Source organism: Kushneria phyllosphaerae (genome assembly GCF_900312995.1).
GTDB classification, from domain to species: Bacteria; Pseudomonadota; Gammaproteobacteria; order Pseudomonadales; family Halomonadaceae; genus Kushneria; species Kushneria phyllosphaerae.
On sequence record NZ_ONZI01000001.1, the window covers coordinates 235,615 to 249,438 of the forward strand.

Annotated in this window: 12 protein-coding genes; 10 read left to right on the forward strand and 2 right to left on the reverse strand. The window is 63.8% G+C overall.

Annotated elements, in window-relative coordinates:
- The 10 genes from benC to KSP9073_RS01060 all read left to right on the forward strand — a co-directional run bounded on the left by benC (nt 1) and on the right by KSP9073_RS01060 (nt 11,444).
- Entirely contained in the window at nt 1-1,026 is a 1,026-nt protein-coding gene (benC, locus tag KSP9073_RS01015; RefSeq protein WP_108841104.1) for a benzoate 1,2-dioxygenase electron transfer component BenC, read from the forward strand.
- Complete coding sequence (gene benD, locus KSP9073_RS01020) at nt 1,023-1,823, forward strand: benzoate diol dehydrogenase BenD (protein ID WP_108841105.1); 801 nt, start codon at nt 1,023-1,025, stop codon at nt 1,821-1,823. Before benC ends, benD begins: the two co-directional genes overlap by 4 nt.
- Before the next feature lie 72 nt (nt 1,824-1,895).
- Entirely contained in the window at nt 1,896-3,110 is a 1,215-nt protein-coding gene (locus tag KSP9073_RS01025; protein WP_108841106.1) for an OmpP1/FadL family transporter, read from the forward strand.
- A 40-nt stretch (nt 3,111-3,150) separates the two neighbouring features.
- Nucleotides 3,151-3,879: an alpha/beta fold hydrolase gene (locus tag KSP9073_RS01030; protein WP_108841107.1), complete on the forward strand. Its 729-nt coding sequence runs from the start codon at nt 3,151-3,153 to the stop codon at nt 3,877-3,879.
- A 42-nt stretch (nt 3,880-3,921) separates the two neighbouring features.
- Complete coding sequence (salA, locus tag KSP9073_RS01035) at nt 3,922-5,235, forward strand: salicylate 1-monooxygenase (protein ID WP_108841108.1); 1,314 nt, start codon at nt 3,922-3,924, stop codon at nt 5,233-5,235.
- On the forward strand, nt 5,228-6,694 hold the full coding sequence (locus KSP9073_RS01040; RefSeq protein WP_108841109.1) for a benzaldehyde dehydrogenase: 1,467 nt from the start codon (nt 5,228-5,230) through the stop codon (nt 6,692-6,694). Before salA ends, KSP9073_RS01040 begins: the two co-directional genes overlap by 8 nt.
- Before the next feature lie 81 nt (nt 6,695-6,775).
- A complete protein-coding gene (locus KSP9073_RS01045; protein ID WP_108841110.1) occupies nt 6,776-7,900 on the forward strand; it encodes an NAD(P)-dependent alcohol dehydrogenase in 1,125 nt (374 codons plus the stop codon).
- A gap of 67 nt (nt 7,901-7,967) precedes the next feature.
- Entirely contained in the window at nt 7,968-9,707 is a 1,740-nt protein-coding gene (locus KSP9073_RS01050) for a tannase/feruloyl esterase family alpha/beta hydrolase (RefSeq protein ID WP_108841111.1), read from the forward strand.
- Between the two features lie 317 nt (nt 9,708-10,024).
- Nucleotides 10,025-10,957, forward strand: a complete 933-nt coding sequence (locus tag KSP9073_RS01055) for an AEC family transporter (protein WP_108841112.1) — start codon at nt 10,025-10,027, stop codon at nt 10,955-10,957.
- 76 nt (nt 10,958-11,033) lie between these two features.
- Nucleotides 11,034-11,444: a thiol-disulfide oxidoreductase DCC family protein gene (locus KSP9073_RS01060; RefSeq protein ID WP_108841113.1), complete on the forward strand. Its 411-nt coding sequence runs from the start codon at nt 11,034-11,036 to the stop codon at nt 11,442-11,444.
- 87 nt (nt 11,445-11,531) lie between these two features.
- Here the strand turns inward: KSP9073_RS01060 and KSP9073_RS01065 are convergent, their stop codons facing one another.
- Entirely contained in the window at nt 11,532-12,728 is a 1,197-nt protein-coding gene (locus KSP9073_RS01065) for an aldose epimerase family protein (RefSeq protein WP_108841114.1), read from the reverse strand.
- A gap of 58 nt (nt 12,729-12,786) precedes the next feature.
- Nucleotides 12,787-13,809, reverse strand: a complete 1,023-nt coding sequence (araH, locus tag KSP9073_RS01070) for an L-arabinose ABC transporter permease AraH (protein WP_108841115.1) — start codon at nt 13,807-13,809, stop codon at nt 12,787-12,789.
- Between the last annotated feature and the right edge of the window lie 15 nt (nt 13,810-13,824).

Below are 13,824 nucleotides of genomic sequence, written 5' to 3' on the forward strand. Positions count from 1 at the left end.
ATGGAATACAGCATTGCACTCAACTTCGAGGACGGCGTCACTCGTTTTATCCAGTGTCGCGACAACGAAACCGTGCTCGACGCCGCCTATCGGCAGCGCATCAATCTGCCGATGGACTGCTCTGATGGCGTCTGTGGCACCTGCAAGGGCCAGTGTGAACGCGGCGAGTTTGACCTCGGTGACGATTATCTGGACGAGGCGCTCTCTGACGAGGAAGCTGCCCGCGGCCAGGTCCTGACCTGCCAGATGGTGCCGGCCTCGGACTGCGTCATCCGCATAGCGGCCGACTCCCAGCGCTGCAAGACCGGCATTGCCGAATACGGGGGGGCTGTCGCGGGCGTCGAGACGCTGTCGGACGACAGTCTCGAGCTGAGCATTGACCTGGACGACGGCGCGGCGCTGGGCTTTCTGCCCGGCCAGTACGTCAACATCGACATTCCCGGCGAGAACGAATACCGCGCCTACTCGTTCAGCTCCCCGCCGGGTGCGGATCGGGCAACCTTTCTGATCCGCAACGTGCCCGACGGCCGCATGAGCGGCTATCTGCGCGAGCGGGCCGCGCCGGGGGATCGCCTGATGCTCAAGGGCCCGCTGGGCAGTTTTTATCTGCGCCCGGTTACCCGGCCGATTCTGATGCTGGCCGGTGGCACGGGGCTGGCGCCGATGCTCGCGATGCTCTCTCAGCTCAGCGAGCAGGGCTGTGAGCAGCCGGTGCACCTGATCTACGGCGTCAACCGGGACGATCATCTGGTCAAGTGCGAGGCGCTGGACGCGCTCACCGAGGCCCTGCCGGACTTCGCCTACACCACGGTGGTGGTGGATGAGACCAGCGAGCACCCGCGCAAGGGCTACGTCACCCATCATCTGGCCGCCGAGATGCTTAACGACGGTGATGTGGACGTCTATCTCTGCGGGCCGCCGCCCATGGTTGATGCGGTGCTGGCGCACTTCGAGACGCTGGGTCAGCAGCCGGCCGGCTTCTATTACGAAAAATTTACGCCCAAACGGGTTGAGGAGGCGGCATGAGTGCTAAGACATCGCCTCTGGGGCGCTTTCAGGATCGCGTGATGGTGATCACCGGCGCCGCTCAGGGCATCGGCCGGCGCCTGGCCGAACGCGCCGCCGAGGAAGGGGCGCGGCTGGCACTGGTGGATCGCGCCGAGGCGCTTCAGGCGCTGGTGGATAGCCTCACCGAAGCGGGGCATGAGGCCATCGGCGTTCAGGCCGATCTTGAGCAGTGGGCCGGCGCCGAACAGGCGGTCAAGCAGATTATTGATCACTACGGTCGGGTCGATGTGCTGATCAACAATGTCGGCGGCGCGATCAACTTCAAGCCCTTTACCGAGTTCAGCGAGGCCGAGATCGGGGCTGAAATCCAGCGCTCGCTGATGCCGACGCTCTGGTGCTGTCGCGCGGTATTGCCGGCCATGATCGCCCGCGAGCATGGGGTAATCGTCAACGTCTCGTCTGCGGCCACCCGGGGGATTCATCGCATCCCCTATTCGGCGGCCAAGGGCGGCATCAATGCGCTGACGACCTCTCTGGCGTTCGAGGTGGCCGAGTACGGCATCCGCGTGGTCGCCACTGCCCCCGGCGGCACGTCTGCTCCGCCGCGACAGATTTCCCGCGGCACCCCCGAGGCCCGCACCGATCAGGAACGCGACTGGTTTCAGGCGCACATCGATCAGACCCTTTCATCAAGCTTCATGAAGCGCTACGCCACCCTCGACGAGCAGGCCGCCCCCATTCTGTTTCTGGCCTCCGATGAGGCCGGCTATATCACCGGCTCGGTCGTTCCGGTGGCCGGCGGCGACAGCGGCTAGATCACGGATCAAGCGACCACCCGACTGATACCAGGCCAACAACGCCAATAACACTGTCAGGAGCCACGAATCATGTCATCGATCCAGGGACCTTCTCTCACCTCAGTCCGACCGATCACGGGCCGTTTCGCCACCACCGCACTCACGCTGGCCGCCACGTGGGTGCTCGCCACGCCCGCCGCCCAGGCCAACAACGGCTTCAACATGCCGGGATATGGCACTCGTGCACTGGGCATGGGCGGGGCATCGATCGCGCTGCCGCAGGATTCTCTGGCAGCGGCCAACAACCCGGCCGGCATGGCGCTGGTGGGGGATCGTTTCGACGTCGATCTGGCCGTGATCTCGGCCGATCTGGATCTGGATGTCGCCGGCAATGGTTACCACGATTCGCCGCTGCCGCTGGTACCCGAGTTCGGCTTCAACCGCCGCCTGTCAGACGACTGGACCGCGGGGGTCTCGGTGGTCAGCAACGGCGTCGAGCTCGATTATGGCGAGGCGGTACCCGGTTACGGCACCACCGATCTCAAGTCGAAGCTGGTTCAGACCATCGTGCATCCCACTCTGACCTATCAGCTTGCCCCGGGGCACTACCTGGGGGCATCGCTGCTGCTCGGCGCGCAGCGTCTGAGGGTCAGCGGGGTCGAAAATCTCGGCCTTCAGGACACGGAAGGCGACTGGGCCACCGGATACGGCGCCGCCTTTGGCTACATCGGCAGGCTTTCTCCCGAATGGCAGGTGGGCGCGACCTATCGCACGCCAATGCGCTTCAGCCGGTTCGATGAGTACCGCCGCCTGTTACCGGAGGGTCGAGTCGACATGCCCCAACAGGCTGGTCTCGGCGTGGCCTACACCCCGACCGACCGCCTGACGCTGGCGCTGGATGTCATGTGGCTCGGCTGGGGAGAAGAGCACACCTGGGGCAACGCCTTTACCGAAGGCGGCGCGCTGGGCGATCGAAACGGCTCCGGCTTTGGCTGGCAGGATCAGCGCGTGGTGCGCTTTGGCGCCAGCTACGACGTAACGCCTGCCTGGACCGTGCGCGGCGGCGCCTCCTTTGCCAGTGAGCTGATGTCCGGTGATGAGTCGACGCTTGCAGCACTTGCGCCGCTGATGGGACGTGACCACTACACCCTCGGTACCAGCTACACCCTTGGCAACGGCATCGAACTCAATGGCGCCTTCGTGCACATGCCGACAGAGCACCTGCACGGCGACGGGGCCTCGCAGGCCGTCGATGTGGGCATCGGGGTCGACATGCTGTCACTGGGCATTGGCGTGCCCTTGTAAGGTGCATATGAATGTTTTTCATCTTCGAGGAGAAAGGCTCATGACTGCAACCAACGCACTGCTGCTGATTCACGGTTCCTTTTGCGACGCCGAGATCTGGCGCCCCGTCGCTGACCGGCTGCGCGACAAGGGCTACGAGGTGTTCGTGCCGACCATTGCCGGCCATGGCCCGGACGGTGACCGACGCGTCAGCCACGACGACTGCGTGGCCTCGCTGATCGACTACGTCGACAGCCACTGCCCGGATCGGTTTGTGGCACTGGCGCACAGCTGGGGCGGCACTTTGCTGCAGAAGCTGGCCGAGCTGCGTGGTGACCGACTCGAGCGGATGGTGTTTCACAACGCCTTTGTGCTGCGCGACGGTGAATCCATTCACGACGTGTTGCCACCGGCCCATCGCGCACTCTGGGACCTTATCAAGGAGGATCCCAACGGCCTGATGCTGCCGTTTCCGGTCTTTCGTGACGCCTTTGCCAATGACGTCGATCTTGAAACGGCGCAGGCCGCCTACTCACATGTGTCGCCCACCCCCGTACGCAGCCACTTCGACAAGGTCTCTCTGCCGACGTTCGAGCAGCTCGAGATTCCACGCAGCTGGCTTTACGCCTGGGACGACGTCGCGCTCACCCCCGGCGAGTTCGGCTGGCACCCGCGCATGAGTCAGCGGCTCGGCCTGTACCGCATGGTCTCCATGCCCGGCGGACACATGGTGTGTCAAAGCGCCCCCGATGCCCTGACCGAGGCCATCATCCAGGCCTCTCGGCCCTAGGAAAGGCTGTCGATTTCGCACCGTTTTAAAGGGAGAGTCATCATGACAAGAGCAACATCCAACCGCCTTCGGGTGGGCATCGTTGGGGGCGGTATCGGCGGTGTCGCGCTGGCCATCGGCCTGTCGCGCCACCTGGATATCGACGTGACGCTGTTTGAGTCGGCCCAGGCCTTTTCAGAAATCGGCGCCGGCGTCTCGTTCGGGCCCAACGCGGTGCGTGCCATTGAGCAGCTTGAACTGGGCGAGGCGTACCGTCGGGTGGCAGATGGCTCGCCGGCCCCGTTTGAAGACGTCTGGTTCGAATGGCGCCACGGCGTCGATGACCGCTACATCACCGCCACGCTGGCGCCGGGCTGCGGCCAATCCTCGGTCCACCGTGCCGACTTCCTCGACAGTCTTGTGGCCTGCCTGCCGGAGGGCATCGCCCGGTTCGGCAAGCGCTGCTGCGAGGTGGCACAGCATGAGGCGGGGGTGAGCCTGTCGTTTACTGATGGCACGCACGTTGAATGCGATGTGGCGATCGGCTGCGACGGCATCAAGTCCGTCCTGCGCGATCATGTCCTGCCTCCCGAGCAGCACCCTGATATCGGGCCGCGTTTCAGCGGCACGTACGCCTATCGAGGGCTGGTGCCGCGCGCAACGCTTGAAGCCGAGCTCGAGCGTCGGCAGGCCGATGTGCGGTTGGCCAGAGTGCCCCAGATGCTGCTGGGCCAGGACCGTCACATTCTGACCTTTCCGGTCAAGGACGGTGAGGTGGTCAACGTGGTGGCGTTCGACACCGACAGCACCGGAATACGTCCCCGCGCTGCCGTGGCGGATGCCTGGGTCGAGAACGTTACACAGGCGGACATGCTGGCGGCATTTTCTGACTGGGGCGAGGGAACACAGGCCATTCTTGGCTGCATCAAGCAGCCCACGCGCTGGGCCCTGCACGACATCGCACCGCTTTCGAGCTATCACCGCGGGCGGGTGCTGCTGATCGGCGACGCCGCTCACGCCATGCTGCCCCATCAGGGCGCCGGTGCCGGTCAGGCGCTCGAAGACGCCTGGGTGCTGAGCTGCCTGCTGGGGAATCCCGCCTGTGATCGCGCCCGGGTCAACGCGGTACTGGCCGAATTTGACCGCACGCGCCGACCGCATTCCAGCGAGGTACAGCGTACCTCGTTCGAGGCCGGCGAACTCTACGAGCGGCGCGGGCCCTGGCGTACCTGCAGCGATACCGAGCTCGCCCGTGAGCTTGAAACCCGCTTTGACTGGCTGTGGTCCGCCGACCCGCAGCACACCATCAACGACATTCAGACCCTGCTGACCGCCGGCCACACCGGGTCTCACACGCTGGAGCACGACCATGACTGACGAACAGCTGTTGTCCCCCTCGCTCTGGACAGACCGTTTATTCACCGGCCGCTGGGTCAGGGGCGCAGGTGATGCGTTGACCGTCCGCGCCCCCGCCAGCGATGAGACGCTCGGTCAGGCGGCCACCGCGGACGCCAAACAGGTCGAGAGCGCGGCGCGCTCCAGCCGCGAAGCCGCTGCCGAGTGGTTCGAACACCCTTACGACGACCGGGCCGAAGTGCTGCGCCAGGCCGCCAGGCTGGCCGAACAACACCGTCAGGTGCTGGAGCAGTGGCTGGTGACTGAAAGCGGCTCGACGCCAGCGAAGGCTGCATTTGAAGTCATGCTGACCATCAAGGCACTGCACAAGGCCGCTGAGCTGCCCTCCGCGGCGGCCGGCGAGGTACTGCCTTCAGCGCCCGGCCGGCTGAGTCTGGCTCGCCGGCGTCCGCTGGGCGTGGTCGGTGTGATATCACCGTTCAACTTTCCGCTGTATCTGGCCATGCGGGCGGTGGCACCGGCGCTGGCGCTGGGCAACGGCGTAGTGCTCAAGCCCGACCCGCGCACCACGGTCTGCGGCGGCTTCTCGATTGCGCGGCTGTTTGAGCGGGCCGGCCTGCCGGCCGGTGTATTGTCGGTGCTGCCAGGCGGCCGCGAGGTCGGCTCGGCCATGGTCGAAGACCCCAATATCGCGATGATCCAGTTCACCGGCTCGACCGCTGCGGGTCGCAAGATCGGCGAGCGCGCCGGCGCACTGCTCAAAAAGGTGTCGCTGGAGCTTGGCGGCAAGAACGCACTGATCGTACTCGATGATGCCGATATCGAGCAGGCGGTCAGCAACGCCAGCTGGAGCACCTATCTGCATCAGGGCCAGATCTGCATGTCCTGCGGCCGCATCCTGGTGCACCGCGCCATTTACGACACCTTCGTCGAACGGCTAACCGAACGGGCGAAGGCGCTGAGCGTCGGCGACCCGGCCACCGAGGACGTGGCGCTCGGGCCCTTGATCGATGAAGGCCAGCGGGATCATGCCGTCGATCTGCTGGCCCGGGCCCGTGAGGCAGGGGCGAGCGTTCGCATCGGCGGCGAGACGCGAGGACTCTTTTTTCAGCCGGCAGTGGTCTGCGATGTCACGCCCGATAACCCGATCTTTCACGAGGAGACCTTTGCGCCCGTGGCCGTGGTCATTGCGTTCGACAGCGACGACGAGGCCGTGCGCCTGGCCAACGACACCGAGTACGGCCTGTCGGCCGGGGTGATCTCGAAGGATGTCGGCCGCGCGCTGCGCCTGGGCGAGCGGCTGCGTACCGGGCTTTTGCACATCAACGACCAGACCGTCAATGACGAGGTAATCAATCCCTTTGGTGGCGTCGGTGCCTCCGGCAACGGTACCGCCGTCGGCGGCCCGGCCAATCTCGACGAATTTACCCAGTGGCAGTGGCTGACGCTCAAAAGCGAGGCGCCGGTCTATCCGCTGTAACCGGCGGGTCCGGTTCATTTTCGGTACGCGTTCGGCGCGCGGCAGGGGCCGTGTGCCTCCGACATGACATCGAGGTGATGTATGACAACTGGCAATTCCATGACCATCAGGGCCGCGGTAACGCGAGAAAAGGGCGGTGCGTTTCAGCTGGAGGATGTGACGCTCAGGGCGCCGCGCGAAGACGAGGTGCTGGTGCGGATCGTCGCGACCGGCATGTGCCACACCGATCTGATCGTGCGTGATCAGCTCTATCCGGTGCCGCTGCCGGCGGTGCTCGGTCATGAGGGCGCGGGCGTAATCGAGGCGGTAGGGCCTGCGGTGCACTCGCTCAAGGTGGGGGATCACGTGGTGTTGAGCTACGCCCACTGCGGGGACTGCACCCCCTGCGACGCCGGCCACGCCTCCTACTGCAACGAGTTCTTTGCCCGCAACTTCAGCGGCGCAGGCCCCGATGGCGAGCAGGCGATTCGAGACGACAATGACCAGCCGGTGCGCGATCATTTTTTCGGCCAGTCCTCCTTTGCCACCTACGCGTTGAGCCGTGAAAACAACGCCATACGCGTGAGCAAGGATGCCCCGCTCGAACGACTCGGTCCGCTTGGCTGCGGCATTCAGACCGGTGCCGGTGCCGTCATCAATACCCTTCGCGTCGCGCCTGGCAGTCGCTTTTGCGCCTTCGGGGCCGGCGCGGTCGGGCTGTCGGCCGTCATGGCCGCCCGAATTGCCGGGGCAACCACCATCATCGCGGTCGACATGATCGAGTCTCGCCTCGATCTGGCGCTGGAACTGGGGGCGACGCACGTGATCAACGCCGGCAAGGAATCGGTGGTCGAAAGGGTGCGTGAGATTGCCGGGGGCGGCGTGAACTTTGCGCTGGAATCGACCGGGCGGCCCGAGGTGCTGCGTCAGGGCATCGATGCCCTCGGCGGCCTTGGTGTGCTCGGTGTGGTGGGCGCGCCGGCGCTGGGCACCGAAGCGGCGTTTGACGTCAATGACCTGCTGCTCGGCGGCAAGAGTATCCGCGGCATCGTCGAGGGCGATAGTGTCGCCCGACGTTTCATCCCACAGCTGGTCGAGCTGCACCTGCAGGGGCGCTTCCCGTTCGACAGATTGGTGAAATTCTACGACTTCGCCGACATCGAACAGGCCGCTCGGGATAGCGAAGCGGGCGTTACGCTCAAGCCGGTCCTGAGGCTGTCGAGTTAAACCGAGAACCGCCGTCGGTACTGTACCGACGGCGATCGCCATCAGCGGCCGCCAGGAGAGAGACGTCGTGAATCACAACAATATTATCCCGCGGGCAGGCACCCATCCAGGCAGACTATCGGTGATTTTCATCTCGATCAGCCTTGGCCTGCTGACAGGTTGTAGTCCCATGGGCCACACGCCGGCCTCACGCTCGGATTTGCCGAGTTCATCGACATTGCGCAAGGCCTGTCCAGCACTTGCGGGAACGCGGATCGATGCCAGTGAGATCGGCCTGCCCAGCGGTGCTGCCGCCATTACCGAGGCCACCCTGAGGTCGGCAACCGCCGGATCATCGGCACTGCCCGAATACTGTCAGGTGCTCGGGCGTATCGCGCCACGGGATCCGGCCGCGCCGCCGATCACCTTCCAGCTCAACCTGCCGCTTGAATGGAACGGCCGCACGCTCCAGTACGGCGGCGGCGGCTTCAATGGCAAACTCGAAACCGCATTGGGGCCAGTGCGTAATGCCCCCCAGGACACACCGGTCCCTCTTGCCCGCGGCTACGTCACCCTGGGCACCGACTCGGGGCATCGCACCACAAGCGCCAGGGCCCCGACCGAGGTGGCCGAGTTCGCGCTCAATGATGAAGCGTTCGAGAACTTTGCCTATGGCGCGTATAAAAAGGTCGGCGACGTCGCCGGAGTATTGGTCAAACGCTTCTATCACCGTGCGCCCGACTACCGCTACTACTACGGCGGCTCCGAAGGCGGTCGAGAAGGGCTGACCATGGCCCAGCGCTTTCCGAACGACTACGACGGCATCGTCAGCGTGGTGCCGGTCATTGGCTGGACGGGGCTTTTTCACGGTTTTCAGCGCCACGCCGTCGCCCTGCGCCGCGGCGGTTGGATGAATGACGCCGAGGTCGAGACGCTGGGACAGGGCGTCATCGCGGCATGCGATTCGCTCGATGGACTCAGAGACGGCGTCGTCCGCAACTTCATGGCCTGTCAGGCCCGGTTCAAACCGAGTGATCTGCAGTGCAAGAGTAACAACGAGGCAACTCGGCGCGACGACTGCCTCTCGACAGCACAGGTCAATCTGGTGGAGACACTCGGTCAGCGCTATACCTTCGATTTTCCACTGGCCAACGGGCTTTCCAGCTACCCGGGCTGGCTTTACGGCGCGGAAGATGTGCCCGGTAGCTTCGGCCAGTGGGTCACCGGCCCCATGCCACCAACACATCCTGTCAGTGCTGACCCCGGCAACACCTCGCGCCAGTACCTTTATGGAGACAACTTCATTCGCTACGTCATCACCCGGGATCCGGCATTCGACCTGATGAACTATCGAGCTGATGACTACGCCGCACGCGTCCGTGAAGTTTCGCAACTGATGGATTCGACCGACCCTGACCTGTCCCGGTTTTTTGCGCACGGTGGCAAGCTGATCATGCGAGAGGAGACCGGCGATTACGCGCAGAGTCCGATGGCAGGTATTCAATACTTCCAGTCGGTAATGAAAGCGCTGGGAAGCAAGGTCGTGGACCACTCTGCCCGGCTCTATCTATCCACCGCCACGACGCATGATGGCAGCGGCCAGAGCATGACCGATCGCCGTACGCTGCCGACCAGCCATGACATGCTGAGCACGCTGGATCACTGGGTTGCGGGCAATGAGACGCCTGCCGATGTGCTCACCCTGTCTTCAAAAGACAATCCGTACGGGCAGGGCACCCAGCTGATGTGCCGCTATCCAGACTACCCTCACTATGTGGGCGGTGACCGGCTCGTTGCCACAAGCTACGAATGCCGAGCGTCAAGGTGATGACATCGTTGTTGGCGAGCCTCTGAAGATATCTCGCCGGACAGCGTCCTGTATCGTGGAAGAATTGATGTACGTGTAAAAACCCCGGGCGTTGACGGTATTGCACACCGATGCTGCGTCCGGGGTGCGGCGCAGGAAGGTCTCATTGGCACCTGACAACAACAACGCGAGAATGGGTCTTCGCATACCGTCGATAACGGTTGACCCCGACCCCGAAGCACCTATGATCATGGCTCCCTGCAGGTCCGACAGGACCCGGTTCTCCGGCCGCTCTGACACAGGGCTTTTGTCGATCATTTCTCCACCAGGACGCCTACATGAGCAGCATCGTTGATGCGCTGGCCCCGCTGTTTGCCCTGATCGCGCTGGGCGCGGTACTTGGCTGGGTCCGCTTTCCCGGTGGGGATTTCTGGCCGCGGCTTGAGCGCGTCATCTACTACCTGCTGTTCCCGGCGATGCTGGTGGCAACGCTTGCCTCGGCCGATGTCAGCCGGGTATCGGTGCTGCCGCTGGCCGCGATTCTGCTCGGCACCATGATCGCGCTGGGGGCTGCGCTGTGGCTGACGCGCAAGCGTCTTGCGCTGTCGCCGCCGGTGTTTACCTCGGCCTTTCAGGGCGTGGTGCGCTTTAACACCTATGTGGGCGTGGCCGGCGCCGGGGCGCTTTACGGCGAACCCGGGCTGACCGTCGCGGCGGTCGCGATCGCCCTGATGGTGCCCACGGCCAATATTTTATGCGTGCTGGCCTTTATCGTCTCCGGCACTATCTCTGACCATCAGGGGCCGGCCAGCGTGAGCAAAAGCGTGCTGGCGCTGGCGCGCAACCCATTGATTCTGGCCTGCCTGGTGGGCGTGGCGCTGAACTGGAGTGGTATCGGCCTGCCAGACCCCGGGGCATCGGCCATTGCTCTGCTGGGACAGGCGGCCCTGCCGCTGGGGCTGGTGGCCGTGGGTGTCGCCCTGCGCCCCAAGGCGCTATGGCGAAGCGGTCGAGCGTTCTGGCTCTCCAGCGCTCTGAAGCTGGTGATTACCCCAATACTGGTGCTGGCCCTGGCGTGGCTGGCCGGTCTAAACGGGGTGGACCGCAACGTGGCCCTGCTTTTTGCCGCACTGCCCACGGCAACCTCGGCCTATATTCTGGCCCGCCAGCTTGGTGGCGACGCCGAATTGATGGCGGCGATCATTACCGGCCAGACACTGCTGGCGATGCTGACCATGCCCGTCATGCTTCAGCTGGCCGGCGTAGCCTGACTGGCACTGATCCTGACCGCCAGGCGCGCTGATCCGCTATGCTGATGGGAACTCCATCTTCTCAAAGAGGCTCTACATGGCCGACCTGACGCTTTTCTATGACGGCAACTGCCCGCTATGCGTCAATGAAATCAATCATTTAAAACGACTTGATCAAAAGCAGCGCATTGCGTTTGAAGATATTCATGCCGAGAACTTCACAAGCCGCTATCCCGATATTGACCGGGATGACGCCAGCGCCATTTTGATGGGTGACGTTCACGGTCAACGAATTCGCGGGCTGGATGTGACTCATCGCGCCTGGTCGCTGGTCGGCCGCGGCTGGATCACCGCACCGCTGCGCTGGCCGCTGATTCGCCCGGTCGCTGATCGGGTCTATCTCTGGTTTGCCCCCAGGCGCTATCGCATTTCGGGCTGGCTGACCGGCCGACAGCGCTGTCAGAGCTGCGAGGGCGGCCAGTGCGATCTCTCCGATAAAAAGCCCTGATCCCGAGTCTGCTTATCCCCCCCTGTAGATACGGCAGCGCCCTGCGGTTTTTGCCGCAGGGCGCTGTTTTATGCCGTGACGCAGGGGTTAGTCTTCGGTCGAGAAACGATAGACCGTGTGGCTTTCAAGCGTCTCTCCGGGCTGGAGAATCGTTGACGGGAAGCCTGACTGGTTGGGGGAATCCGGGAAGTGCTGGGTTTCCAGCGCCAGCCCGGAGCGATGACCGTAGGCGTGCCCGCTCTTGCCGGTCACGCTGCCATCCAGAAAATTGCCCGAGTAGAACTGCAATCCCGGCTCGGTGGTCCAGACGTCCAGCACGCGGCCGCTTTGCGGTGAGGTCACGCGCGCGGCGTGCTCGGGCGTCGGCCGGGGCTCGCGTGCGAGCACGAAATTGTGGTCATAACCCTTGCCCCGGGTGAGCTGCTCGTTGTCGGCCTCGATGCGCGCCCCGATCGGTGTGGGCTGGGTAAAATCAAACGGCGTACCGGCCACCGTTTCGATCTCGCCGGTCGGGATCAGCGTCTTGTTGACCGGCGTATAGCTGGCGGCATCAATGGTCATGACGTGATCAAGAATGCTGCCACTGCCCTCCCCGTTCAGGTTGAAATAGCTGTGCTGGGTCAGATTGACCGGCGTGGCCTTCGTGGTGCGAGCGCTGTAATCAATGGCCAGGGTGTCGTCGTGGGTCAGGGTGTATTTGACCTCGACCGACAGCTCGCCCGGATAGCCCTCTTCACCATCGGCACTGGTATAGCGCATCACCACACCGCTGCCTTCGCTGGAGGAAAACGGCGTGGCCTGCCATAGCTTCTGATTGAAGCCTTCATCGCCCCCGTGCAGATGGTTGGGCCCGTCATTGGTGGCCAGCTGATACGTCTTTCCATCCAGCGTAAAGCGGCCATCCGCGATGCGATTGCCGTAGCGCCCGATCAGCGCACCGAAGTAGGGATTGAGCTTTTTGTAGGCCGGCGACAGATAGCCCTCCAGCGAGTTGAAGCCGAGCACGATATCGGCCTTCTCCCCGTGGCGGTCCGGCGCCTTGAGCGAGGTGATAATGCCGCCGTATTCAATCACCGACATATCAACGTGGCCACCGCTTGAAATGCGATAGCCGTGAACGGTACGTCCGTCGGGCAGGGTACCAAAGACAAACTGCTCAACGCCGGGCGGCATGGCCGCTGACGAGGGCGTGGCAGGCGCAGAGGCCGCCATCGCCTGAGCGGCACCAAGGGATAAAAGACCGGCACTCAAAAAGACCAGAGACCGCAGGGAAGGTTGTTTCATGGCATGCTCCAGACGCGTTGAAGGAAGTGCTCGCTCGTACGGATGTCATCAACTGGGCCTAGGCGCGCTGGCGCTTTTGCTGCTTCCAGCGGTCAAACAGCACGGCCAGCAGCAGGATGGCGCCGCGTACCAGGTACTGATAGAAGGTCGGCACGTTCAAAAGCCCCATGGCGTTTTGCACACAGCCCATGATCAGTACGCCGACCAGCACGCCGGTGATCGAAGCCACACCACCGGAAAGCGCGACGCCGCCGAGAACACAGGCCGAAATGACCGCAAGCTCCAGCCCCATGGACGTATTCGGGTCACCCAGCCCCATGCGTGAGGTCAGAAGCACCCCGGCGATTCCGGCCACCAGCCCCTGCAGACCAAACACGATGATCTTGAGCCGGCGTACGTTGACCCCGGCCAGCGCCGCGGCCTCCGGATTGCCGCCCGTGGCCAGCACGTTGCGTCCAAAGGCGGTCAGGTTGAGCACGAAGCCGAAGATCACAAAGCAGATGATCATGGTCCAGACCGGCAGGGTCAGGCCCAGAAAGGAGGCGCTGCCCAGCTCGAAAAAGCCCGGCACCGTGATCATGACCGCATCGCCGCCGGAGGTGATGTAGGCCAACCCCCGCACGAACTCCATGGCGGCCAGCGTGGCAATCAGCGAATTGATACCGAAACGGGCCACCACGAACCCGTTGAACACCCCCACCAGCGCACCAGCGGCGACCCCACCCAGCGCACCGATCAATACGCTGCCTGAAGCGCTGGTAATCACCGCGGCACTGACGCCGGCAAAGGCGACGATCGAGGCCACCGACAGATCCACTTCACCAAGCGCCAGCACCATCATCATGGTGGTGGCGATGGTGCCGATGATGGTCACCGACAGCAGTAAACCGACCATGTTGCGACTGGTCAGAAAATCAGGAATCGCCACCGCCAGCGCTATAAAGAGCACAAAGAAAATCGCGATCAGCCCGGAGGTGTCCAGCAGGGTGCGCAGCGGCTTGATCAGCCCCTGCTTGCCGGCCGGTCGCGCCGTCTCTGACGGGCCGCGCTCGGCGGCGTGAACACTCTTGTCGCTACTCATAATCCGGTCTCTCCA